Annotated in this window: 21 protein-coding genes, 1 tRNA gene, 1 other RNA gene and 1 pseudogene; 13 read left to right on the top strand and 11 right to left on the bottom strand. The window is 66.4% G+C overall.

Annotated elements, in window-relative coordinates; genetic code table 11:
• Positions 1-117 precede the first annotated feature (117 nt).
• Positions 118-1,593, top strand: a complete 1,476-nt coding sequence (locus tag FHJ30_RS03645) for a stealth family protein (RefSeq protein ID WP_370633160.1) — start codon at positions 118-120, stop codon at positions 1,591-1,593.
• Positions 1,594-1,602: 9 nt separating this feature from the next.
• Here FHJ30_RS03645 and FHJ30_RS03640 read toward each other — a convergent pair whose 3' ends face one another.
• Both FHJ30_RS03640 and FHJ30_RS03635 read right to left on the bottom strand, forming a co-directional pair.
• Complete coding sequence (locus FHJ30_RS03640; RefSeq protein ID WP_139027894.1) at positions 1,603-2,532, bottom strand: phosphodiesterase; 930 nt, start codon at positions 2,530-2,532, stop codon at positions 1,603-1,605.
• Positions 2,533-2,696: 164 nt separating this feature from the next.
• The gene (locus tag FHJ30_RS03635; protein WP_139027893.1) at positions 2,697-3,212 is read right to left on the bottom strand and encodes a glutathione peroxidase; all 516 of its coding nucleotides are present in this window, start codon (positions 3,210-3,212) and stop codon (positions 2,697-2,699) included.
• A 504-nt stretch (positions 3,213-3,716) separates the two neighbouring features.
• Here FHJ30_RS03635 and FHJ30_RS21595 point away from each other — a divergent pair.
• A complete protein-coding gene (locus FHJ30_RS21595; RefSeq protein ID WP_240793580.1) occupies positions 3,717-4,061 on the top strand; it encodes a hypothetical protein in 345 nt (114 codons plus the stop codon).
• Positions 4,062-4,132: 71 nt separating this feature from the next.
• Here the strand turns inward: FHJ30_RS21595 and FHJ30_RS21590 are convergent.
• Positions 4,133-4,486: pseudogene (locus tag FHJ30_RS21590) on the bottom strand (M23 family metallopeptidase); the annotation flags it as partial.
• Positions 4,487-5,174: 688 nt separating this feature from the next.
• On the opposite strand from FHJ30_RS21590, the gene FHJ30_RS03625 reads away from it, so the two are divergent.
• Entirely contained in the window at positions 5,175-6,065 is an 891-nt protein-coding gene (locus FHJ30_RS03625; protein WP_373683168.1) for an oxygenase MpaB family protein, read from the top strand.
• A 59-nt stretch (positions 6,066-6,124) separates the two neighbouring features.
• Here the strand turns inward: FHJ30_RS03625 and FHJ30_RS03620 are convergent.
• Positions 6,125-6,209: transfer RNA gene (locus FHJ30_RS03620), tRNA-Ser, on the bottom strand.
• Positions 6,210-6,544: 335 nt separating this feature from the next.
• Here FHJ30_RS03620 and FHJ30_RS03615 point away from each other — a divergent pair.
• The 4 genes from FHJ30_RS03615 to recR all read left to right on the top strand — a co-directional run bounded on the left by FHJ30_RS03615 (position 6,545) and on the right by recR (position 11,286).
• Positions 6,545-6,868: a hypothetical protein gene (locus tag FHJ30_RS03615; protein ID WP_139027890.1), complete on the top strand. Its 324-nt coding sequence runs from the start codon at positions 6,545-6,547 to the stop codon at positions 6,866-6,868.
• A 45-nt stretch (positions 6,869-6,913) separates the two neighbouring features.
• An RNA gene (gene ffs / locus FHJ30_RS03610) (signal recognition particle sRNA small type) lies at positions 6,914-7,010 on the top strand.
• A gap of 51 nt (positions 7,011-7,061) precedes the next feature.
• Positions 7,062-10,607: a DNA polymerase III subunit gamma and tau gene (locus FHJ30_RS03605; protein ID WP_240793570.1), complete on the top strand. Its 3,546-nt coding sequence runs from the start codon at positions 7,062-7,064 to the stop codon at positions 10,605-10,607.
• 79 nt (positions 10,608-10,686) lie between these two features.
• The gene (gene recR / locus FHJ30_RS03600; protein ID WP_050056466.1) at positions 10,687-11,286 is read left to right on the top strand and encodes a recombination mediator RecR; all 600 of its coding nucleotides are present in this window, start codon (positions 10,687-10,689) and stop codon (positions 11,284-11,286) included.
• Positions 11,287-11,300: 14 nt separating this feature from the next.
• On the opposite strand, the gene FHJ30_RS03595 is transcribed toward recR, so the two are convergent.
• The 3 genes from FHJ30_RS03595 to FHJ30_RS03585 all read right to left on the bottom strand — a co-directional run bounded on the left by FHJ30_RS03595 (position 11,301) and on the right by FHJ30_RS03585 (position 14,596).
• Positions 11,301-12,392: a hypothetical protein gene (locus tag FHJ30_RS03595; RefSeq protein WP_240793569.1), complete on the bottom strand. Its 1,092-nt coding sequence runs from the start codon at positions 12,390-12,392 to the stop codon at positions 11,301-11,303.
• Positions 12,393-12,500: 108 nt separating this feature from the next.
• The gene (locus FHJ30_RS03590) at positions 12,501-13,634 is read right to left on the bottom strand and encodes an ABC transporter permease (RefSeq protein ID WP_139027888.1); all 1,134 of its coding nucleotides are present in this window, start codon (positions 13,632-13,634) and stop codon (positions 12,501-12,503) included.
• A complete protein-coding gene (locus FHJ30_RS03585) occupies positions 13,631-14,596 on the bottom strand; it encodes an ABC transporter ATP-binding protein (protein WP_139027887.1) in 966 nt (321 codons plus the stop codon). Before FHJ30_RS03585 ends, FHJ30_RS03590 begins: the two co-directional genes overlap by 4 nt.
• A 198-nt stretch (positions 14,597-14,794) precedes the next feature.
• Between FHJ30_RS03585 and FHJ30_RS03580 the strand changes: the two genes are divergently transcribed.
• Positions 14,795-16,153 (top strand): aspartate kinase, encoded by a 1,359-nt coding sequence (locus FHJ30_RS03580; protein ID WP_139027886.1) that lies wholly within the window; start codon positions 14,795-14,797, stop codon positions 16,151-16,153.
• A gap of 123 nt (positions 16,154-16,276) precedes the next feature.
• Here FHJ30_RS03580 and FHJ30_RS03575 read toward each other — a convergent pair whose 3' ends face one another.
• Positions 16,277-16,492 carry a hypothetical protein gene (locus FHJ30_RS03575; protein ID WP_139027885.1) on the bottom strand — a complete coding sequence of 72 codons (216 nt, stop codon included), beginning with the start codon at positions 16,490-16,492 and terminating at the stop codon, positions 16,277-16,279.
• A 116-nt stretch (positions 16,493-16,608) separates the two neighbouring features.
• The gene (locus tag FHJ30_RS03570) at positions 16,609-16,851 is read right to left on the bottom strand and encodes a hypothetical protein (protein ID WP_139027884.1); all 243 of its coding nucleotides are present in this window, start codon (positions 16,849-16,851) and stop codon (positions 16,609-16,611) included.
• Positions 16,852-16,928: 77 nt separating this feature from the next.
• Here FHJ30_RS03570 and FHJ30_RS03565 point away from each other — a divergent pair, with 77 nt between their 5' ends.
• From FHJ30_RS03565 to FHJ30_RS03550, 4 genes are all read left to right on the top strand, one after another.
• Positions 16,929-17,408 (top strand): MarR family winged helix-turn-helix transcriptional regulator, encoded by a 480-nt coding sequence (locus tag FHJ30_RS03565; protein ID WP_139027883.1) that lies wholly within the window; start codon positions 16,929-16,931, stop codon positions 17,406-17,408.
• Positions 17,409-17,502: 94 nt separating this feature from the next.
• Positions 17,503-18,078 carry an SSI family serine proteinase inhibitor gene (locus FHJ30_RS03560; RefSeq protein WP_139027974.1) on the top strand — a complete coding sequence of 192 codons (576 nt, stop codon included), beginning with the start codon at positions 17,503-17,505 and terminating at the stop codon, positions 18,076-18,078.
• Positions 18,050-18,994, top strand: coding sequence for a 3-methyladenine DNA glycosylase (locus tag FHJ30_RS03555; RefSeq protein WP_139027882.1), 945 nt, complete (start codon positions 18,050-18,052; stop codon positions 18,992-18,994). The genes FHJ30_RS03560 and FHJ30_RS03555 overlap by 29 nt, the downstream gene beginning before the upstream one ends.
• Entirely contained in the window at positions 18,991-19,338 is a 348-nt protein-coding gene (locus FHJ30_RS03550) for a serine protease inhibitor (protein ID WP_139027881.1), read from the top strand. The genes FHJ30_RS03555 and FHJ30_RS03550 overlap by 4 nt, the downstream gene beginning before the upstream one ends.
• A gap of 111 nt (positions 19,339-19,449) precedes the next feature.
• Here FHJ30_RS03550 and FHJ30_RS03545 read toward each other — a convergent pair whose 3' ends face one another.
• On the bottom strand, positions 19,450-22,554 hold the full coding sequence (locus tag FHJ30_RS03545; RefSeq protein ID WP_139027973.1) for a S8 family serine peptidase: 3,105 nt from the start codon (positions 22,552-22,554) through the stop codon (positions 19,450-19,452).
• A gap of 281 nt (positions 22,555-22,835) precedes the next feature.
• Complete coding sequence (locus FHJ30_RS03540; protein ID WP_139027880.1) at positions 22,836-23,021, bottom strand: hypothetical protein; 186 nt, start codon at positions 23,019-23,021, stop codon at positions 22,836-22,838.
• A gap of 286 nt (positions 23,022-23,307) precedes the next feature.
• Here FHJ30_RS03540 and purS point away from each other — a divergent pair, with 286 nt between their 5' ends.
• The gene (gene purS / locus FHJ30_RS03535) at positions 23,308-23,559 is read left to right on the top strand and encodes a phosphoribosylformylglycinamidine synthase subunit PurS (protein ID WP_015935902.1); all 252 of its coding nucleotides are present in this window, start codon (positions 23,308-23,310) and stop codon (positions 23,557-23,559) included.
• Position 23,560 lies beyond the last annotated feature (1 nt).

Genomic DNA, 23,560 nt, shown 5'->3' with positions numbered 1-23,560 from the left:
ACAGAAGCACCGGTACAAGACGAGGTCTACTACGGCGGCCAGGCATCCGTAGAGGAACAATTCCACGCCGAGATCACCTCGGCGGAAGCTGAGCAGCGCCTCAACCCGCGCCCTGACGTGATCACGCACAAGGGCCGCATCGCGCTGATCAACTACAACAGGACTCCCTACCAGGCCATGGTGGAGGACCTGCTGTTCGTCAGGAATGTGCTGGCCAACGCGGGCCTGGCATACCTGCTGGTCAGGGGCAACAATGACCGCCCCGTCGTTGCCCTGGACTGGAAGGACAGGAAGAAGCTCCGGGCTGCCCTGGTGGAAGCGTGCCAGGACGAACCTTTCTATTCCATGACCGTGGACGCCAAGAAGAAGACCTCCCTGCTGGTTGCGGACGGCGAACTCTCCTCCAACCGGCAGGCACGCATCTTCCGCCTCTACCGGCCGCGGGTGGAGCCCGCCGGCGGCTTTGAGTTCGGAGCCTCCGCCGGTGTCCAGATTGAGCTGTGGTCCTTCAAGGGCGACGAGATCATCCTGCCGATCGAGAACTCCCTCACACGCAGGACCCTGCTCCGGCAGGACGCCGTCCGCGGCACCGTTGAACGTTACGGCCACACCTGGCCCACCATTGAGAACATGTTCGCGGACCACGCCAGCGACATCAGCTTCGACATCGACTTGGTGTTCTCCTGGGTGGACGGCAGTTCCCCTGAATATATTGCCGCACGCCGCGCCCAGCAGAAGGACGTTGTCCTGGGCGAAGGCGATGACCACGAGGCCCGCTTCCGGCAGATCAACGAGCTCAAGTACGCGCTGCGGTCCGTCTACATGTTTGCGCCCTGGATCCGCCGCATCTTTATTGCCACGGATTCACCGGCACCCGGGTGGCTGGCGGAACACCCGTCGGTGACCATCGTCCGCAGTGAGGAGTTCTTCTCGGACCCCTCCGTGCTGCCCACGCACAACTCGCAGGCGGTGGAGTGCCAGCTCCACAACATCGAAGGCCTGTCCGAGCACTTCCTGTACTCCAATGACGACATGTTTTTCGGCCGGCCGGTCAGCCCGGACCTGTTCTTCACGCCGGGCGGCATCACCAAGTTCATCGAGGCGGAAACCCGGATCGGCCTGGGCGAGAACGCGGCGGAGCGCAGCGGGTTCGAGAATGCGGCCCGGGTCAACCGCAAGCTGTTGTGGAACAGGTTCGGGCGCATCACCACCCGGCACCTGGAGCACACCGCTGCGCCGTTGCGGCGCAGCGTGGTGGCGAAGATGGAGCGCGAGTTCCCGGAGGAATTCCGGAAGACGGCCGCCAGCCGCTTCAGGGCGGCGGACAACATCTCCGTGACCAACTCCTTCTACCACTACTACGCCCTGCTCACCGGCCGGGCCGTGACCCAGACCGCGGCGAAGGTCCGTTACGTGGACACCACCATGCGGACGGGACTGAACTACCTGCCCAAGCTGCTCGCCAAGCGGAACATGGACTTCTTCTGCCTGAACGACGGCAGCTTCCCCGAGGTGGACGCCGACGAGCGTGCCAAACTGGTCACCGACTTCCTGGAGAAGTACTTCCCCATCAAGGCGCCCTGGGAAAAGTAGGACGTCGGGCTAGCGGCTTGTAGGGAGGCCGAGCTTCGCGCTGTTCCGCTGCTTCGCGGTTTCCGGCCTCCGGATCCCTGCAGCGGCCAGCCGAAACTCGGTCTCTTCCGGGGAGACGTACTCCCCCACCGTCGTCGACGTGCCAAGCGGAACCACCGAGTGGACGATCGTGTGCTCGTATACGTGGACCAGGTTGAAGGATTGCCCGCTGTCTTGGCCACGGGTGCCGCCGACGGGAACGTTGAGGTCCTGCGTGTAACAGCTGGCTGAGGCCACGGACACAGGAATGCCTGCGAAGCTCGCCGTCGTCGAGTAATGCAGGTGACCAGCGAGGATGGTGCGGACATCCGAGTTCCGGACTACTGCCTCGAGCGATGCCTGGTCCCGCAGCTCCACCAGGACCGAGAGATCCAGGATGGAGGGTATGGGCGGGTGGTGCAGCGCCAGGATGGTGCCGTCGGGGGCAGGGGTATCCAGTTGCCGCGTCAGCCAGTCCAGCTGCGAGGGGCTCAGCTCGCCGTGGTGGTAGCCAGGGACGGAAGTATCCATGGTGATGACGCGCAGCCCGTTGACGAAGTAGCTCTTGTCCACAGGGGCGTCATTCGGGGCTTCGTCCAGCAGGCCAGTCCGGAAATTGGCCCGGTTGTCGTGGTTGCCCATCGCCCAGATCACTTGGGCGCCCAGTTCTTCGCACGCAGGCTCAACGATGGCCCGGAGTTTCACGTAGGCTTCGGGGTCGCCCTTGTCGGCGAGGTCGCCGGTGAAGATCACCGCCTCCGGCCGGGCCCCGGATGCCTTCACCTCTTCGAAGAGCTGGATGAGGCGCGCTTCGCTGTCAACAACGCCGTAAAGGGGGTCCGGACCTCCCATCAGGTGGGGATCGCTCAGGTGGAGTAGGAAGTGGCGTGGCCGGGGGTGTTCGGCCTCGATGTGCTCCATTGCTGCCTCTGTGGTCGGTGGGAAACGGCGCTTCCCTTGTACCCTTCAGTAATGTTTATCCAATCAGACATTTGGCAAACTTTGGGTAAATCGCCGTAGCTGATGTGGAAAAAAATGAAAGAACTGCGCTTTTCTGCCGCGCGGTTCGGCGAAGCGGCCCTTTTTCAACAGAGGGCCTCTTCGATGGCGTCGATAACTTGGGCCGAATCGGGCTCCACGGTTGGCGCGAAGCGGTTCACGACGAGGCCGTCCCTGTTGACCAGGAACTTCTCAAAGTTCCATTTCACCAATCCGGGCAGCAGCCCGCCCTTGAACTTGGTCAACTCCGTGAACAGCGGGTGCTGGTTCTTGCCGCGCACGTCAGCCTTGGCGGTGAGGGGGAACGTTACGCCGAAGTTGCGCTGGCAGAACTCGGCGATTTCGCTGTCGCTGCCCGGTTCCTGGCCTGCGAATTGGTTGCACGGGACGCCGAGCACCTCAAACCCACGGTCCCGGAACTTTTCATACAGCGTCTCCAGCCCCGCGTACTGGGGCGTAAACCCGCAGTTGGAGGCAACGTTGACCACAAGCACCACTTTGCCCCTGAACCTGCCGAAATCGGTCAAGGTGCCGTCGTTCAGGGCCAGCGGGATCCGGTACAGGTCAGTGGTCACAGGCTGCTTCCCCAAAAAGTTGTCCATGCATGGAATTCGTTACCAACGGACCACTGTATTGGTCCTGGCTTGGAGTTTCCTGCAAGGGAATCCCGGCGGACCTAGGGGGCCAGTGACGCGGAGGTGCCGGTTACCGATGGCGCAGGGTCGGTGGGGGAAGGCTCGGTCGGCGCAGGTTCAACCGGCGCAGGCATCGGCTCAGTCGGTGCATGCGCGATCGGGGCCGGCTCAGTTGGTGCAGGTTCGACCGGGGCGGGCTCGACCGGCGTCGGGGCAGGTTCGACCGGGGCGGGCTCGACCGGCGCCGGAGCAGGCTCAACCGGGGCGGGCTCGACCGGCGCCGGGGCAGGTTCGACCGGGGCGGGCTCGACCGGCGCCGGAGCAGGCTCAACCGGGGCAGGCTCGACCGGCGCCGGCACAGGCTCCGTCGGGGCCGGCTCGACCGGGGCGGGCTCGACCGGCGTCGGGGCCGGCTCGACCGGGGCGGGCTCGACCGGCGCCGGCACAGGCTCCGACGGCGACGGCGACGCTGTGCCCGGCTCCGACGGCGACGGCGAGGCTGTGCCCGGCTCCGACGGCGACGGCGACGGCGATACCGTGCCCGGCTCCGACGGCGACGGCGACGGCGATACCGTGCCCGGCTCCGACGGCGACGGCGACGCTGTGCCCGGCTCCGACGGCGACGGCGACGTTGTCGGCGTGCCAGGCCCCGTGTCACCTGCCGCAATCAGCAACGGCGACATCGGGGAAGAGGAAGCAGCCGCCCTCGTCGGCAAATTTGCCCAGGGCGCGGCCGAAGGAGCCTCGCTGCCCAGACCCACCGGGATGGTCCAGCGTAGGGGGCCGATGGACGGCGCACCGATGCCCGGCAGGTAGGTCAGCGACTCAGCAGGTCCGGCGACGAATGCATGTACCGCCATCAGGCGCCACTTCAACGGGCTGGTGTGGCGGCCGTTCAGGATCGTTTCGAAGTGCAGGTGGCATCCTGTCGACCAGCCGGTTGTCCCAACCCGCGCAATGGCTTGGCCAACCTTCACGGAGTCACCACTGCGGACGGCTATGGACTCGAGGTGGTTGTAGGTGGTGATAAGTCCGTTGCCGTGGTCGATTTCAACCCGGTTGCCACCGCCCCACGGATGCCACCCCGCTGCACGGACCACCCCTGAATCTGCCGCGTAAACTGCGGTGCCGCAGGGAGCCGAATAGTCCTGGCCCAGATGGAAATCCCCCGCCAACCCGGACAGCGGGCTTACCCGGAACCCGAACGGCGACGTGGGGACCAGTAGTTTAAGGGGAGCCATGAGGTAACCTGCCGGCGGCCTTCCCATCCCCGTCAACTCTACGGTCACCGGCGCCGGACCACCCTCAGCGGAACCCCCTACGAGCGGACGCGGAAAAGCAACGTGTGCTTGGGGAGCGGCCAGGATGGCAGCAGTCTGGGGGCCCGCCACAAGATTGTCCGACGGCGGCTCCGCGGCCCCAGTGCCAGTGGCCCCAGTCCCAGCGCCAGTGCTGGTACTGACGCCAGTCGAGTTCCCTGCGGCACCGGCACCCGCGGCGGGGCGGGCGACGGATGCCACTGCCGTACCCGGTTCAGGGGCGCTGCCGGAGGCGTTGAAGGCGCAGACGGAGATGGCGAGTACACCGGTGGCGGCCAAGGCACGAGCAACAGGCAGGCAAAAGCCCTTGGGGTTCTCATTGTCCTTCGCGGAAACGGCATGATTGTCCACAAAACTGACTCCAGGACGTGGTCACCGCACGCTGTCTTGACGGTACCTCCTATATGAACATACGGCCGCCGCCCATGTGAACCCCACAGTAGGGATACTTTGGGGTTTTTGTGGAGAGAAATCGTCCACAGCGCCGCCCGGTGGTACCAGGCCACACACTGCGGCGGTCGCTGAATCGTGCTTACCATAAGCTCATCAGCCGGTTCTCCACAGGAGGGCGTGCACCATCAAGAACATCCTCAGTCCCATTAAAAAGCGGCTGGTCCGCACCTTCAGCAACGGCTCAGAAGGAGTTCAGCAGTGGCAACTCGATCTTGCCGAAGGTGATGACCCGGGGCACCACCTTCCGGGGTCCGCCGTATGGGCAGTGCACGGTTCAATGTCGCCCATCGTTGCCGGAATCCGCACCCTGATGATGCAGTCCCTGCACCCCGGCGCTCTTGCCGGCGTCCACGAACATTCAAACTTCCGCGAGGATCCCCTGCGCCGGCTGGCCAACACCATTCGCTGGATCTTCACTGTCACCTACGGCTCCAGGGAGGCCGCGGAAAACGCCTCATGGAGGGTGCGCCGCCTGCACGAGGCCGTCCAGGGCAGCTATAGCGACAACCACGGGGCGCGGCGCGCTTACAGCGCCAACGATCCAGAATTGGCCAACTGGATCCATCTGGCCTTCACGGACGCCTTCCTGACCGCCCACAAGCTGTGGGGAGGGACGATTCCCGGAGGGGCGGACGCCTCCGTCCGGGAGTGGGCCCAGGCGGGCAGGCTGATGGGAGTGGAGGACCCGCCGCTCAGCGAGGCGGACATGCACAAGCAGCTTGACCGCTGGTACGAAAGCGGTGAACTCCGCGTTGACGCCCGCGTGGCAGAGACGGTGGGATTCATCCGCAACCCGCCCCTGAACCGGATGCTCCGGCCGGGTTACCGGGTCCTGTTCGCAGGCGCGGTGTACAGCCTGGAGCCGCGGTACCGCCAGATGCTCGGGCTGGAAGTTCCGCGGCTGGGTCCCGTGCCGCTGCCGGTGAGCCTCGGCACGAAGGTGGTTCTCGGCGTCGTACGCCTGGCCTTGGGACGGCGAGGTCCAAGCGAGCTCGCCGCCAGGGAACGGCTCCGCCGGCTGGGCGTGCCGGCCGCTGAGGCGGGATAACCGCTGCCGCAAATGAAAAGACCCGGCCCCCGCTTGTACGGGAGCCGGGTCCTTACCGGCGGAGAATGGGGGATTTGAACCCCCGAGGGCGTTAACCCAACACGCGTTCCAGGCGTGCGCCATAGGCCGCTAGGCGAATTCTCCAGCTGCTTCTGAAACAAAAGCAGATACTAGGTTACCTGATGTTTTCCGCATCGCCCAATTGGCTGGAACCGGCCACGCTCCGCAAGCCCCGAGGACACGTGCCCTACTCCTTAAACCACGAAATGGACGCCCCCAACGCGTCCATTCCCCGGACCACCGTTGAGCTGCCGGGTCCGGCCCCGTTCAGCCAGGCCACGCAGCTCACAATCTGGAGATTGCCCCAATCGGTGTATGTACCCATAATCAGGGGAGCCGCCGGGATTAGCAACGAGTTTGGCCCGCTTTCCGGCTGCTGCCAGGCAGCTTTCCGGCAGCTTTCGGGGACGATGGACACTATGAATGAGCTGCATGCACTGGTGGTCTACGTCCCCCGCTCCCACACGGACCGCGTCCTCAAGGCCATCGGTGACGCCGGAGCCGGCAGGATCGGCAACTACTCGCACTGTTCGTTCGTCACCCCCGGGACGGGCCGCTTTACTCCCCGGGAGGGCTCTGAACCGTACCTTGGGCACGTGGAAAAGCCTGAAGAGGTGGCAGAGGACAGGATCGAATGCGTGGTTGGGCAGCCAATACTGGGCGCCGTGGTTGAAGCGCTGCGGGCGGCGCATCCCTACGAGGAACCGGCCTTTATGAGCTGGCCGGTGGAGGGCTGGCGCTGATCAGGGGCCGATTCGAGTCAGGCCGGAAGTTCGGGTAAAGTATCTGACGGCCCCTCATGTGGCGTCATCCTGTTGAACTCCCCCAGGACCGGAAGGTAGCAAGGGTAAATGGGCTCTGGCGGGTGCATGGGGGGTCTTTACTATTCCCCCACAGGGCGGCAGGATGTCGGCCCGGATTGGTAGGGTTTTCTCTGTGACAGTTACTACCGCCCTCTACCGCAGGTACCGTCCGGATTCTTTTGCTGACGTTATCGGGCAGGAGCATGTCACCGAGCCGTTGATGACCGCTTTACGGAAAAACCGGGTCAACCACGCCTACCTCTTCTCCGGTCCCAGGGGCTGCGGCAAGACCACGTCCGCCCGCATCCTTGCGCGCTGCCTCAACTGCGCACAGGGCCCCACGGATACCCCCTGCGGAACCTGCTCCAGCTGCGTCGAGCTTGCCCGCGGCGGCTCCGGCTCGCTGGACGTCATAGAGATTGACGCCGCCAGCCACGGCGGCGTGGACGACGCGCGGGACCTCCGCGAGCGGGCCACCTACGCACCGGTGCGGGACCGCTACAAGATCTTCATCATTGACGAGGCCCACATGGTCACGTCCGCCGGCTTCAACGCCCTGCTGAAGATCGTGGAAGAACCGCCGGAACACATCAAATTCATCTTCGCCACCACGGAGCCGGACAAGGTCATCGGGACCATCCGTTCCCGCACCCACCACTACCCGTTCCGGCTGGTGCCGCCGGAACCCCTGATGGCCTATCTGGAGCTCCTGTGTAACCAGGAGAACGTCCCGGTTGCCCCCGGCGTACTGTCGCTGGTAATCCGTGCCGGCGGCGGCTCTGTCCGTGATTCCCTCTCCGTCCTGGACCAGCTGATGGCCGGCGCCGGGCCGAACGGCCTGGACTACGAGCTTGCCGTGGCGCTGCTCGGATACACCCACGCTTCGCTGCTGGATGACGTGGTTGAGGCTGTTGCCGCTTCTGACGCCGCTACCGTTTTCCGTGCCGTGGACCGCGTGATCCAAACCGGCCACGATCCCCGCCGCTTCGTTGAGGACCTGCTGGAGCGGTTCCGGGACCTCATCATCGTCCAGGCCATGCCGGAAAGCGCCCAGACCATTCTCCGCGGCATGCCTGCGGACCAGATTGCCCGCCTGAAGAACCAGGCCCATAACCTGGGGGCGGCCGAGCTGTCACGCGCCGCCGACGTCACCAACACGGCCCTGACCGAGATGACCGGCGCCACGTCCCCGCGGCTGCACCTCGAGCTGCTGTGCGCCCGGATCCTTTTGCCCAGCTCGGAGCAGAACGAGCGCGGCATGGCGGCGCGGATAGACCGCGTGGAGCGCAGGCTGAACTACGCCGGCAACGACGTCGGTGCTCCCGCCGGGGCGGGTGCCGACGCCGCCACACTTCCCGCTCCCCCAGCACCCCAACCCGCCGCAGTTAAGGCCCCTGCCCGGGAAGCAAGGCCCTCGGCTCCGGTGCCTTCAGCTGGCGCCGCCGAGGCCATTGTTCCGGCCCTGGATACCGCCAGGCCAGCGCCTGCCGCTCCGGCGGGTGCGGGCGCGGCGGCCAGCAGCCCGGTGTTGCCGGCAGCCACCAAAGCGCCCGGGGGCCAGGCACCTGATGGCCAGTCAGCTGATGGCCCGGCAGCTGCCGCCCCGGCCTCCGCCGGTGCGGGCTCCGCCGGGGATTCCGTCCCCGCGGTGGGCGAACCCCGCGCTCCCCTGACCGCTCCGCGCGTCAGCACCAGTGACTGGCCGGTGGAGGAACGGGCTGGAAACCGTCCGTCGTCGGCCCCTACGGATCGTTCGGCCCCGTCCGCCGGTTCAGCCACTTCGAACGGTTCAGCCCCTTCGGACCGTTCAGCCGGCAGCGGCCCCGGCTTCGGCTCAACGGAGGCCCAGGTGGGGCCGGATGCTGCCGGTGCGCCTGCTTCGGCGCGAGGTGCCATGCAGACGCCGGGTTCCGGCCGGGCCGGGGGCGCCGACCAAACGCCGGGTTCCGCCGCCCCCCAGCGTCCCGGCCCGGCGGCCGCCGCCGAGCCCCAAGCAGCTCCCCCTGCCGGCCAGGCGGAGAAGTCGCCTGCCCCGGCGGCACCCGCTGCGGCGGCGCCTGCCGCTGCTCCGGGACCGATGGGAGACGTGGAGGTCCTGCGCCGCGCCTGGCCCGACGTCCTGCAGACCCTGTCCAAAATCAAACGCAGTACGTGGGCCCTCGTTGAACCCAACGCCCAGGTCGCCGCCTTCGACGGCCACAGCCTCACCCTGGCATTCACCACGTCCGGACTTGCCGGTGCCTTCGGCCGGGCAGACCATTCGGAGAATCTGCGCCAGGCCATCCACAAGACCGTAGGCATCGACTGCCAAATCACTGCGTCAGCCGGTGGCGGCACGCAGGCGAGCTCTGACCCAAACCCAAAAGTGCCAGCCAGCCGGGTGGCCCCGGCAACTTCGGCTGACGTCGCCTGGGGGCTGGCGCCGGCTCCGGCACCCGCTCCTTCTCCTGCTCCTAGTCCTGCTCCGACGGGAAGCGATGCCGCCCACCAGGCGGGCGTGGCAAGCGGGTTCCTCCCCGCGGACCAGCAGAACCCTGTGCCGGACGCAAACCACCAGCAACCCGCACGTCCCGGGCTGGGACAGGATGATGCCGGCCGGGCCCACGGCGTTGCCCCGGACGGGGTGGCCCAGGCAGCAGCCACGGCACCTCAAGCCCCGCTTTCCGGGAGCGGTGCCGGGCTGCCCGCGTCCGGACAGCCCGCGGTGCAGGTTCCTGCCCAGGCGGACTCCGCCCCCGTTCCGGCGACTTACGCCGCCCCGGCGGGAGATTACTCATACTCCGACGACGATTGGGGTCCGGCCAGGGACGAAGACGCTCCCCCTCTGGACGAAGAGCCTCCCCTGGACTGGGCGCCGTCCAACAGGTCCCAGTCCTCAGCAACGCCGGCTGGTTCAAGCCCATCGGGCACCCCCCGCAGGGGTGCCGCGACGAAGGTATCTTCGCTGGCCGGTTCGGCCCCGGTTAACACCGAGGGCGCTAACCCACCGGGCGCTCAACTTCACGGGCAGCCCGGCGCTGCCACCAAAGCTGTTGCACCACCCCATGACCCCTGGACCCGGGCCGTGGAACAGGCGCCTGGAATTTGGGTAGTGGGCGAGGAAAGCAATGTGGGCAGGGCAGCCGCCGCTGCAGTGCCGGAGGGCGCACCTGCCGGGCCCGCTGCTCCCCCGCGCTACGAACCGGCCACAGCCCAGGTCCCGCCTTCAATCCCGGTCACGAAGGCCGGCACCAGCCCGGAGCCGGACTGGGGCCTGGACCCGTCTGCATCAGCTCCGGGTGCGGGACGGTTTGGCGCGGAGGAAGCGGGCGGGGGCAATTCCGTGGCGGATAACGCGCGGGAACCTGAGTACGCCATGGCGTCAGCCTCGTCTGCTCCCGCAGCGGTTCCCTCTCACGTTGCCCCCGCTCCTCAGTCATCCGCCGCTGCCGCAGCCGAGGCCCGGCAAAGCCTTTACCAGCGCCTCTCCAACAGTCCTGAAGCGGAAGCCGGGCGCGCCAAGGCCCCTGCACGCGCGGTGGCAGCTGCTGCCACCTATGTCCAGGACATACCGAGCGCCGATGATGAGACCATCGAGGAGTCCGGCGTGTTCGGCCGTGCCGCGGTAGAGCGTATTCTGGGCGGAAAGCTGATTGAGGAGCGCTCGCCCGACGGAGGCCCCATCACACCGCGGTATTGACGGTTACCCGGGTCCAACCGGGGAAACCGTTGATAAGCCTTTGACCTGCCCGCAATCCATCCCAAGCTAAGGGGAAATAGTGTACGAAGGTGCTGTCCAGGAGCTGATCGATGAGCTCGGACGCCTTCCCGGAGTGGGCCCCAAGTCGGCCCAGCGGCTGGCATTCCACATCCTCGAAGCTGATCCGCAGGACATGAAGCGCTTGGTTGAGGCGATCACCACCGTCAAGGAACGGGTCAAGTTCTGCACTGTCTGCGGGAACGTCACCGAGCAGGAACTGTGCAACATCTGCCGTGACCCGCGCCGGGATCCAGCGGTCATCTGCGTGGTGGAGGAATCAAAGGATGTCCTGGCCGTGGAACGAACGCGCTCATTCCGGGGCCGTTACCACGTGCTGGGCGGCGCCATCAACCCGATTGCGGGCATCGGACCGGAGCAGCTCCGCATCCGTGAGCTCCTGACCCGGCTCAATGACGGCGCCATCCAGGAAGTCATCATCGCCACGGACCCCAACCTCGAGGGTGAAGCCACCGCCACCTACCTCGCGCGCATGCTCAAGACAATCGGCATCACCGTGACCCGCCTTGCCTCCGGCCTGCCGGTGGGCGGCGACCTGGAATACGCGGATGAGGTCACGCTGGGCCGGGCGTTCGAGGGCCGCCGGAACGCCCTCACCTGACCGGGCTGGTAGTGTCAGGGCAGCGAACGCCGGCGCGACGAAACCTTGTTTCCGGCGGCCAGCAGCGCTCCGGCCACCAGGGCCTGGCCGGCAATTCCCACTACAGGCAGCGGCATGCGCGCCGAATCCCTGGCCCGCGGTTCCCCGTTCACACAGGGGACCTGGGTGCCGTCCCCCGCTTCCTGCAGGGCCGCCGGCACCCATCCCAGGACTCTTCCGGCCGGATCGGCATCAGCCCCCACGGCCAGGAAAACCACTGAAGGGCTGATGGCGGCCAGCCACATGATGCGCTCGGTATGGTAGACCTCAGCTACCCCGGCCGGGACTTCCGAACACTCGTACGCCACCGGGGTGCCGGCCGGGCCCCATTGCACATTCACGGCCACGGTCACCGGTTCCACCACCCGGACCAAGGGGACCAGGGCGGCAGCTGCCCCGGCCGAGCCAGCCACCAGGATTGCCGCGAGCGCCCAGCCCGCCACACGGGCCGGTCCCGACTTCCCCGCCGCGGCCGCCACCCCAACGGCGCCGAAAAGGGCGCCCTCGACAGCGGTGACCCCTGCCGCGGCTGCCGCCACAGCACCCGCTTCACCGGCAACCAGCGCCTGGAACATCAGCACGCAGAGCGTTAGGACAGCCAGGACCAACCCACGGAATGTTGTGGCCAGCAATGCCGGGAGGATTCCGCCGCCCGCGGCAGGCTCCCCGGCTGCGGCCATCTGCTTGTAGCCCTGCATGCCCCAGGCCACCGCAACAAAGGCCCCCACGGACGGCATCAGGGTTGCGGCCAGCGCGTACGCCAGCAGTGGGGCGTTGTACCCGCCACTTCCCTGCCCCAGCGACACAAACATCAGCACGGCGGCGCCGGAAGCAGCCCACGTTCCCAGGACAGCGCCGCCCGCCAGTGCCCAGAACCTGGCGGTACGGACGGTGCGGACCACATCAGCCAACGCCGGCTGCAGGCCCATCCCGCGGCCGCGCACCTGGTCCAGGCCGCCGTCGTCATCATCCCGGCTGGAACCGCCGGAACCGTGGGAGTTCCCGCCGATGGGTTCGTAGAAGGGTTCGGCGACTGGTTGTGCAGCAGGCTGCTCGTCGTCGGCCATGGGGAAGCCCCGCCTTTCCACGGACAGGCCCCAGCCCCAGCTAAGACCGGCAAGCGCGCCGGCTGGTCCTATCGTTGCCCAACACGCCGGAGCTGTCCAGAGCCAGGCCTACGCGATGCGCACACCCCTGGCCAGCTTGTGCGCGGGTGTCCGGAGCGCCCGCCAGCCCAGCCACATCAGCAGCGCGGACAGCACCAGCTGGAGCCCCAGGCCGAGCGGCCACAGCGGTGTTTTCTGCCCCAGGTACGCCGGCTGGACCACGCCGTTGGCGCAGGGGATGGTGCCGTCCGGACCGGCCATGGCCTGGCGGGCGCCCTGGCTGATTCCCTCGATGGCCCCCACGGAGGCGAAGCCCGTCTGCGCCGTGCGATCGCGGTAAGGGATGGCATCGGCCACCACCACAAAGGGGTTCATGCCCAGCAGCCACGCGACCCGCTCGGTGCGGAGGGCAGGCTGTTCCCGGAGCGGACCGGAGCAGGTGTATTCCGGCCCAAAGGGGCCGGACTCCAGCGGCGCGTACTGGCGGTACTGCGGGTTGTTGGCCATGACGCTGCCCTGGGCCAGGCCTGTGCCAAGCATGAACGAAATCAGCGTCCCGAAGACGAGCCCGGCCACGGCAAGGTAGGTCACCACGATGGAGAACAGGGGCCGTCCGGCCAGGGCCGAAATCCCCACGCCCACGGCGCACACCACTCCCACTTCAACAGCCAGCATCAGCAGTGCCACCAGCACGTGCCCAGGGGTCATTCCCCCAAGGGCCACCCCAATGACCAGGAATGGCGCGCTGGCCACCAGGAACGCGAGGGCGGCGAGCCAGGCCGCAAAGAACTTCCCCCAGAGGATCTGGCCGGGTTCGAGCAGGGTGACCTGCAGGATGGCCAGCGTGCCGCCTGCCCGGTCCCCGGTGATGGCATTGGCGGACAAGGCGGGCGCCACCAGGAGGGCAAACAACAGGACGAACGCCAGCACCACTTCAAAAATTATGGAACCGGGGCCAGCGGGCTCCGGTGGAACATAGCCTCCATAGGCCCGCTGGGCAGCCTGAGAAGCGTTCCAGCTGGCCCACGTCAGCAGGGTGACCACACCGGTCAGGACGAACCAGATGGCCAGCATGATGTACCAGCCGCGTGAACGCAGGCGCTGCTTCAGCTCCAGGACCACCACATTCCTGATTCCCGCCAGATAGGCGGCTGACGCTCCGGTTCCGGGCGTGTCCTGCCTGTCGTCGGTTGCCTGGCTCACTGCCGCTCCCCCTCAAGGTTCATGTAGGTTTCTTCAAGGGCCCCGCTGGCGGGGGCAAAGGAAGTGATTCCGACGCCGGCCAGCACCAGGTCCCGCAGGAGGCGCTCCGCATCGCCGTCGCTGTTCAGCACCAGGCTCACGCCGGGACGGCGGCCGTCCTCGACGCGGAACGCCATCCCCAGCCCGGTAAGCTTTGCAGCCAGCGCCGCCGGATCCGGGCCGAAGATCGCGTACCTTCGTCCTGCAGCGGCCGCTTCGGCCGTAGTCTGCTGGCGGACAGTGCGGCCCTTATTGACGAACACAGCGCCGTCGGCGATTTCGTCAAGTTCGCTGAGGACGTGGGATGAGACCACCACGGCCTTGCCCTCCGCCGCCAACTGCCTCAGCATGGTGCGGAGCTCCACCCGCGAGCCCGGATCCAGGCCCGAGGCGGGTTCATCAAGGAGCAGGACGGAAGGGTCGTGGATCAGTGCCCGGGCGAGGCTCAGCCGCTGCTGCTGCCCGCGGGACAACACCCGTGCCGGCTGGTCCGCAAGATCGTCCAGCCGGACCCTTTCCAGCATGGCGGCCACCCTTTGGCCGAGGCCTTCGGCCGGCAGCCGGTAGAAGCGGGCCATCTGCGTCAGTATCTCCCGGGCAGTCAATGACTCCCACACACCCAACGTATCGGGCATCCAACCCAGGCGCCTTCTGACCTCGGCGCGGTGGCGGAGCGGATCCAGGCCCGCCACGCTGATCGTGCCCTCGTCCGGCGCCAGCAGCGATGCAAGCATCAGCAGGAGCGTCGTTTTGCCGGCGCCGTTGGGTCCGATCAGGGCCGTCACCTTCCCTGCCGGAGCATGGAAGTCCATGTGTTCGACGGCGCGCACCGCGCCGAAGCTTCGGCTGACGCCCCGCGCCGATATACCGTCGACGGACACCCGCCCGACCGAATCCCCCGGTACCTCAGAAATCATTGCCATCTATCTGCACCTGTCCCCCACAGTCATTGCATTCCGACGCTCTGAGCCTACGCCTCCCGGGGCTGCCTATCCGGCCGGAAAATGGTCACAATTCAACCCGCGGCAGCGGGCGGCGATAAACTGTGGGGAAGAAGTCGCGCCGACCAGGCGCCAGGCTGCCTGGCCTCAAACTCCTACCGATCCAGTGAAGGTACGCGCATGAGTACGCCCACTACCGAAGTGCACAACGCAACGCAGCCGCAGGAGCTGCCCGCCGGCCGTGCGGTGACAAAGCAGCTCATCGTGCAGAAGTTCGGCGGTTCCTCCGTAGCGGACGCGGACGGCATCAAGCGGGTTGCCAAACGCGTGGTGGACGCACAGGCCGCCGGCAACGAGGTGGTTGTTGTCGTCTCGGCCATGGGTGACACCACAGACGAACTCCTGGACCTTGCCGCCCAGGTGACAGACTCCGCCCCCGCCCGCGAAATGGACATGCTGCTGTCCGCGGGCGAGCGCATCTCCATGGCGCTGCTGGCCATGGCCATCAACAAGCTGGGCGCCTCCGCCCAGTCATTCACCGGTTCCCAGGCCGGCATGATCACTGACGGCATCCACGGCAAAGCCCGGATCATCGACGTCGATCCCCACCGGATCCGCACCGCGCTGGACAAGGGCAATATCGCCATCGTGGCCGGTTTCCAGGGCATGAGCCGGGCCACCAACGAGATCACCACCCTTGGCCGGGGCGGCTCGGACACCACCGCGGTGGCGCTGGCAGCGGCCCTGGAGGCGGACGTCTGCGAGATCTACACAGACGTGGACGGCATCTACACCGCCGATCCCCGCGTAGTTCCTTCCGCCCAGAAGATCGAGCGGATTTCCAGCGAGGAAATGCTGGAGCTCGCGGCGTCCGGCGCCAAGATCCTCCACCTGCGCTGCGTAGAGTATGCCCGCAGGTTCGGCGTGCCCCTGCATGTCCGTTCCTCATTCAGCCAGCACGAAGGCACCTGGGTCATCCCCAGCGCCGAAGACAAGATCACCACACAAGAGGGAGTTGCCTTGGAGCAGCCAATCATCTCCGGCGTTGCGCACGACCGTTCCGAAGCCAAGGTCACCGTTGTTGGCGTTCCGGACATTCCGGGCAAGGCCGCAGCGATCTTCCAGGTCATCGCCGACGCCCACTCGAACATCGACATGATCGTGCAGAACGTTTCCACCCACGGCACTGGCCGGACGGACATCTCGTTCACGCTGCCCATCGTGGAAGGCGCCGACGCACTCGCCGCCCTCCACGCGGCGCAGGACCAGATCGGTTTCGAGACCATCGAGTACAACGAGCAGATCGGCAAGCTGTCGCTGATCGGTGCCGGCATGCGCTCCCATCCCGGCGTTTCTGCAACCTTCTTCAAGGCGCTCTCCGACGCCGGGATCAACATCAACATGATCTCCACCTCCGAGATCCGCATTTCTGTTGTGACGCACGCGGATCTGCTGGACGAGGCTGTCCGCGTCATCCACAAGGCCTTTGACCTGGACAGCGAAAACGAAGCCACGGTGTACGGCGGTACCGGCCGCTAGGCCTCCTGCCCAGCCGGCCCCACTGGGAAGCCGGACGCAGAAACAGCCGGGCTCCCTTCCGATAATTCGGAAGGGAGCCCGGCTGTTTCTGCGTTTGGGATGCGCCAGCCTGGGGTGGCCGGTTCAGCGTTCCTTCTCGAGGTCTTCGCGGCGCACAGCGTAGTGATGGCCGGTCGAATCGGTTTCCACGACGAAGTGCGAGAGGTCCTCCTCCGAGGCCTGTTCGAAAGCGTCATGCTTGTGAACCACAGGCGTATCCGGGTCCAGCCGCGTGGCCGGGCCGAAGATGAACCGCAGCCTTTCGGTGAGATTCATGAAACCGCTGAGTACATGTGCCACTGTTTCCACCCCCTTCCCGGATATCGGGGGAAAGGGCTCCTGCCGCCAGGAGCCAGTGCCCTTATTTTATGCCCGCGGACGGGAAAAGGCTCTTGGCCAGGACAGCATTGCCGGGCTTAGCGGAGGGACTTGTCCTCTGGATTCCTGGGGACCACGTAGGTGCTGCCGTCCGGCCGCGTTACGGTTTCCCACTGCTGGGTCTCCGCCTCACGCTGGGCCAGCAGCCTGCGGTTTTCCTCCGTCATGTCATGGCCCAGGGATGAGCGGTTTGCGGGGCCGAAGATGGCCCGGAGCTTGCCGGTGGCCCGCATAAAGCGCTGCGAAGCGTTGTCCTTGCCTGCTGAGTTGCCCTTACCCATGAAACTGGCTCCTTACCTGACATGCCTACTGCTGAAAGTGTACGCTAATGATTAGTGCACTAACAATTGGAGGAGCCATGACGGCAACCGGCAGTGAGCAGGGGCAGGACGAGGACCTGCTTTTGGAACACCAGCTGTGCTTCGCCCTCACGGTGGCGGCCCGAAGCGTTGTGGGCGCCTACAAGCCCGTGCTGGAGAAGCTGAACCTGACCCACCCGCAGTACCTGGTGATGCTCTGCCTGTGGGAGGCGAGCCCACGGACTGTCCGGAACATCAGCGAGGCGCTCGCCCAGGAACCGGCAACCATCTCACCACTCCTCCGCAGGCTGGAGGCCGCCGGCCTGATTACGCGACGGCGGGCGGACGGCAATGAGCGGGCCCTCGCCGTCGAACTGACTCCGGAAGGCGCCGCGCTCCGGCAGGAGGCGCTCAACGTTCCGGGAACCATGATGGAGCGGCTGGGGCTGAGCCGGGCCCAGGTGGGCGAACTGCATGCGGCCATGATGGGCCTCATTGCGGCCACCTCCAGCACCAGCCCGCTACACGACCGGCAGTAGAATAGGGAGCATGAAGGGCAGGCTGCGATCCACGGGCGAAACGCCCTCGAGCAAGATGTCCAACACGATCTCCACAGGGGCGAGGCGCGCAGGGATGTTGTCCACCCGCAGAACGCAGATCCGGGCGGTTGCCCTGCTCATGGCAGCGGTGCTGCTCCCGGCGTGTTCCCCGGGCCAGGGCGGAGGCACCCCGTCCGCCGGAACGTCGGCATCTCCCACGGCCTCCGCCACGGGTTCCCCGGAGCCTGCCGCCAGCCCGTCAGCCGACGCCGAGACCTCCGTCCCCGCCCCGGCTCCTGAATCGCCGGCAGCGCCATCGGGGCCGGGCAGGGGGAACGCCGAACTGGCCATCATCATCGTTCCCGCCGAGGGCGAACCGGAGATCAGCTACACCCTGGTCTGCACCGAAGGTGTCCCTGCTGCCGAAAGCGTGCATCCGGCCGCGGAAACAGCCTGCGCGGCGCTGAAGGAGAACGCCGGGCTGCTCAGCCCGTCCACCCCGGCAACGGACCAGGCCTGCACCCAGCAGTACGGCGGCCCGCAGAAGGCCACCGTGACAGGTGTTGTGGACGGCGTGCCCGTAGACGCCGCCTTCTCCCGCACCAACGGATGCGAAATCAGCGCCTGGGAGGCTGCGAAGGATGTCCTGGGTGCCGCGGGTGGAGCTTAAGCTTCTGGCGGCGGATGATTGGCAGTCGCGGGAGGAAGCCCACCACCTGCGCGTCAGCCGCTACGCCGACCCCTACCTTGCCCGCAGGTCCGCAGGCAGGAAGCATCCAGTGGAAGACTTCCTGTTCACCTACTACACCCAGAAACCGGGCCAGCTGCGACGCTGGCACCCGGGTGCAGGGTACGTCCTGCTGGGCAGGGCAGCTGCCGCGCGGACGGGCTGGAAGCACTACAGGACGCTCGACGACGGCGAGCTTGCCTTCCTGGGGCTGCCGGAAGGAAGCACCGCGGTCACCTTTGACCGGGACGCCTTCCTTGCCGACCGCAGCGAGGCTGTCGCCTTTGCCGGGGTCATCCTGCGCGGGACCGCCGCGCGCCCGGCGCAGTTCGGCTGCTTTGGCCTGCATGAATGGGCCATGGTGTACCACCAGGACAGGTTCGACCTCCGCCATGAATATCTCCAGCTGCGGCTGGGGGCGGCCGGTACGGACAAGGTGGTGGAGGACAACAGGATCCGCTGCACGCACTTCGACGCATTCCGCTTTTATACGCCGGACGCCGTGCCGCTGAATGAGTTTTCACCGAGCCGGAACAGCCAGCGCCACCAGGAACAGCCCGGCTGCCTCCATGCCAACATGGACCTGTACAAGTGGGCCTACAAACTGCTGCCGGCCCTGCCCAGTGAACTGGTGATGGACTGCTTCGAGCTGTCCTGGCGGATCCGTGCCATGGACATGCAGGCTTCTCCGTACGACCTGGCGGAATGGGGCTATCCCGCGATCCCCATCGAGACACCCCAGGGGAAAGCCGCCTACGTGGAGTACCAGCGCTCCTTCGCCGCCGAGGCAGCCGCACTCCGGGAGAAGCTGGCCGCGGAACTGGACGCCGTCTCGACCATTCCCGGCATGAGCGCATGATTGACCTCACCGTCAGGCTCCGGGAGGACCCGGCCGCCGTCGAACACGTTTTTCGGCTCATGGCGGACGACGGGCGGGCCCAGCCCGGGAGCACGCTGCCGGACCCCGAAGCCGCCCTCGCGGCCGTGGAGAAGTACGGTGAGGACATCTTCTTTCCCAAGCCTGGACCACCGCGCCTGTGCACCCAGCAGTATGGCGGGCCGCAGGTGGCCGTGGTCACCGGAGTCTTCCACGGCCGCCCGGTGGATTCCGTTTTCAGGCGCACGGACGGCTGCGAAATCGCCCGTTGGAATGCGATGGCACCGCTGCTGGGCAGCGCAGGCGGAGCCTGGGGCAGCACCTAGGACGCCCGGTTCTGGCGGTTCGCCAGGCAAAAAGCAGGATCCCGGGCGGTTTACCGTCCGGGATCCTGCTTTTTTCTTTAGGGAGTGCTTTTCCGCCAGGACATCAGGCTGCTAGGACGCGGGTACCGCGTCCGCCAGTGCCACCTGCGGAGCGCCGGCGGGGGCGACCGGCGCGGCGCCCACCTGCACATTGACCCAGGTCCTGATGCCGTTCCCGCCCAGGCTGAGCCGCGAAAGGTAGGCACCTTCGGACAGGCCTGTCCAGGACACCGCGGCAGAGGTGGCGGTGCCATTCGGGGCCACGATCGGATTCGGTTCCACCGTGAGGTTGCCGGCGTCCCCTGCGAAGGTGACCGCCTGCACCGACGCGCTGGCTGCGCCGTTGTCCGGCGTGGAATAGAGGTTGACCGCGATGTAGTACGTCCCGGCCCGGGGGGATTCCAGGTTCAGGAACTCACTGGCGGAGGCCGTCGCCACCTGGGTGGCAGTCAGTCCGCCCGAAGCATTAGGCGCGTAGACCACCATGTCCCAGTCGACGTCGTCCGACTGCGCCTGGACGCCCAGGCGGGCGAACGAGGCTCCCTGCGGAACTGCCACCTGAAGCAGCGCATTGTGGGCGTCGTTCCGGGGGGCGTACGCGCCGGGAGTCTTGGTGATGGCCGTCTGGCTCAGCGGAGCCAGCCCCTCCACCCCTACGTTGATCGGGCTGTCCGAACCGGACACCAGTTCCATCGTGCCGCTGCCGCTGCCGGTGGCGGAGCTGAAGGCGAAGGACGGGGCGATCTGCGCATCAACAGGCCGGATGGCGATAGGAGAGCTCACAGTGCGCGGGCCCTTCCAGGTGAGGGTGCCGCTGCTGAACTTGCCCACCGGAGCGCTGACGTTCCGGATGGTCAGCGTGACCTCGCGGGTCTGGCCGGCCTTGGCGAAGTTCAGTGCGTTCGGCTCCACCTGGACATTGAATCCCGGCATGTTGACTTCCGGACGGTAGATTCCGGGAACCAGGGCAGTGAGCTGCCGCTTGACCTGCACTTCCCCAACCAGGCTGCCGAGTGCGATCGACGGCACGTTCAGGTCGCGGGCCGCGATGGAGCCGGCCTGCGGAGCACCGGTGTCCATGCCCTGGCCGTTGAGGAAGCCGAGCCAGTCCTTGATGCCTGAGTTGTAGACCAGGCCCGGATCCAGGACCCGGGTGGAGTCGATGTGGCCTGCGCCGCCCTGGAACGGATCCGTATTGGGCGTACCGTCGGCATTCACCAGCGGGTAAGCGGTGGTCATCATGGCAGATTTGACCATCGCGGGCGTCCATTTGGGCTGCTTGCTGAGCACCAGGGCGCCGAAGCCGGCGATGTGCGGTGCGGCCATGGAGGTTCCGGACATAAAGCCGAACTGGTCACCGTTGTTGCCGATGGTGGAGACGCCGGCAAGGACGTTCACACCGGGAGCCGCGATGTCCGGCTTCAGCAGGTCGCCGCCGGCGGCAAGGGTAGGTCCGCGGGAGGAGAAACCGGCGATCTGGGGTGCGGGTGCCGGCGGCAGGCCCGTGAGGTCGCCCTTGGCCAGGCTGACTGTCAGGGCCGGGTTCGCTTCCAGCTTCGACTTCAGTTCCAGGCTCTTGGGGGCGTTGACGTGGACGGTGGGCAGCACGTGGTTATCGGCGTCCTCGGAGCTGCTGGTGAGGTTCACCAGGATCATGCCGAGGCCGCCCTTGTCCTGGACTTCCTGGCTCTTGGCCGTCCGGTCCACGACGCCGCGGTCGCAGACCACCACTTTGCCTGTGACCTTGGCCGCGTCGAGGGAGCCCGGCGCGCAGAGGTTGGCATTGGTGGCTCCGGCTGCTGCCGCAGCCGAGGCGACGACAACCGGCTTGTCCGCCACTTCGGATTTCATGATCGAAGCTCCGCGGTAAAGGGAGCCGTCCGAGACCTTGACGGTGCCCAGCAGGTCACTGGGGAACGTGGATGCGGCAACCGTGGTCAGCCAGGGTGAAGCGTGGTTGACGGTGGACACTGTGGGCCCGGAGTTGCCGGCAGATGCGGACACGAAGACGCCTGCAGCGGCAGCATTGAGGAACGCCAACGCCACGGGATCGGTGGTGTTGTTGTTGTTCCCGGAGATGGAGTAGTTCAGGACATCCACGCCGTCTTTGATTGCGGCCTCCACCGCTTCCACCGAGGCGGAGGAGTAGCAGCCGCCGGTGTCCGGGTTGGTGTCCTCCCAGCAGACTTTGTAGACCGAAACCTTCGCGGCGGGGGCAACGCCGGAGCTCTTGCCGAAGTTTGCGCCGTCGATGACCTGCTCCACGTTCGCGTTACCCGCGGCAGTGGTGGCCGTGTGGGTCCCGTGGCTTCCGACGTCGACCGGGGAGATGAGTTCCTCCGGGGCCCGTTTCTGCGGGGCTACGTATTGCAGGAAGGAATCGGCGAAGTACCTCGCGCCAATGACCTTGGTGTTGCACAGGGAGCCGTCGAACGACGCTCCGGTGCCTTGGCCCTTTTGGCATTCGCCCTCGAAGGTGGTGCCGTCAGCCTTGAGCATGGCGATCCGGCCTTCCGCGGTGCGGTAGGGCACGCCCACCTGGGCCGGGCCGCTCAGGGGCTGGACCGGCTCGCCCTGGAGGAACGGGTTGTCCGGTGCGTAGCCCGAGTCGATGACGCCGACCACCACGCCCTTGCCGGCATTCGCTTCGCCGCCGAACTGTTTGGCCCAGACCCCGTCCGGGCCGGTCAGCTTAAGGAAATCCGTGGTGGTGTAGTCAGGAGCGTTCTCCACGTCGGGTGCAACCACCATGACGCGCTCATCCTTGGAGAGTTCCATTGCCTGGGCGGCAGTCAGCTCTGCAGTGAAGCCGTTCAGGGCGGCCGTGTACTGCTTTCCCGGGGTCACCCCCTGGCTTGCCGCCACCTCCCGCTGCTGCTGGCGGAGGTGTGCGTCATAGGCCCTGTAGTTGGCGCTGCCGGCGTCCAGCTTCCGCCCGTTTTCCGGCTTGGTTGCGCCAAGCCCCGGGGTGCCGCCCTCATAGGCGGCGGCCGCGGCTTCCGCCAGGACCACAATGTAGCGTCCGTCCTTGAATTCTGCGGGTGCAGTTTCCTTGGCGGCGGCTGCCTGATCCTGCCCGGCCGGCGCCGCGGTGGCGGGAGTGATGGCCATCGAGGTGAGGAGAAGCGGCAAGCCCACGGCAAGCGCCGCTGCCTTCCGGAATCCCCCGCCCCGCATGGGGCTCTTTCCAGTAGATCTCACGTGCAAACCTTTCACGATGTACCGGCCCAGCCACGGTTGGGGGCCCGAAACGACTGACCTTGCACAGGGAATTACAGATCTTGTCATTCCGTAAGACCAGTCGAAACAAAGAGTACAGAGTGATAGCCGAATATGACATAGGACACAAAACCAATATTTTCGCCAGTCACATAGGAGGACGGGAGCTGCATCGGAGCACCAAAAAAGGGCGCCCCGCAGGACGCCCTCACAAACCCTCAGATGTCAAACGCCTCCCGCTACTGGCGCGGCGTGCGGACCACCTCGCTGATCCACTGCCTGGTCTTTTCATCCACCGGACCCGCCACCCTGTTCTCACGGGCGAAGCGGTCAGCCTTGATCTTTTGGAGCACCATCCGGCCCAGCCCCGCGAACACTGCTGCGGCAACCACTGGCAACAGCACGGATTTCGATTTCTCAGCCATCCAGCAATCCTAGTGACGCAGGACGCACAACTCCAGAACCCCGACAGTCCCCTCTATTCGCCTTGGTCCCATGCCGCCGGCCGCCGCCAAACAGCCGTTTACAGGGTGGGGCGCTCCGGCCGGTAGAATGAGCTAGCAAGCTCGCGGAGCGCCCGTCCACAATGTCTAAAAAACAAGTGTCCAAGAAACAGTGTGCAACACACACTGTGTCCCAGGCACCCGGTACGGCGTGAGACGGCACCACTCCGCTGCGCCCTTACCCAAGCTCACGCACAGGAGTTACCGGATGCCCCGGATCGTTGTTGACGTCATGCCCAAGCCCGAGATTCTGGACCCGCAGGGGAAGGCGATCGTCGGCGCTCTCCCCCGCCTGGGCTTCACCAGCTTCAGCTCTGTCCGCCAGGGCAAGCGCTTCGAACTGACCGTCGACGGTGAGGTGACCGAGGAAATCCTGGCACAGGCACGCGATGCAGCGGAGACCCTCCTGTCCAACCCCGTGATCGAGGACGTCGTCAACGTCGAGGTCGTCGAGGCCTGAC

Origin of the sequence: Arthrobacter sp. BB-1 (genome assembly GCF_006151685.1) — a bacterium.
Lineage (GTDB): Bacteria > Actinomycetota > Actinomycetes > Actinomycetales > Micrococcaceae > Arthrobacter.
This window is presented reverse-complemented; position numbering and strand designations above follow the sequence as displayed.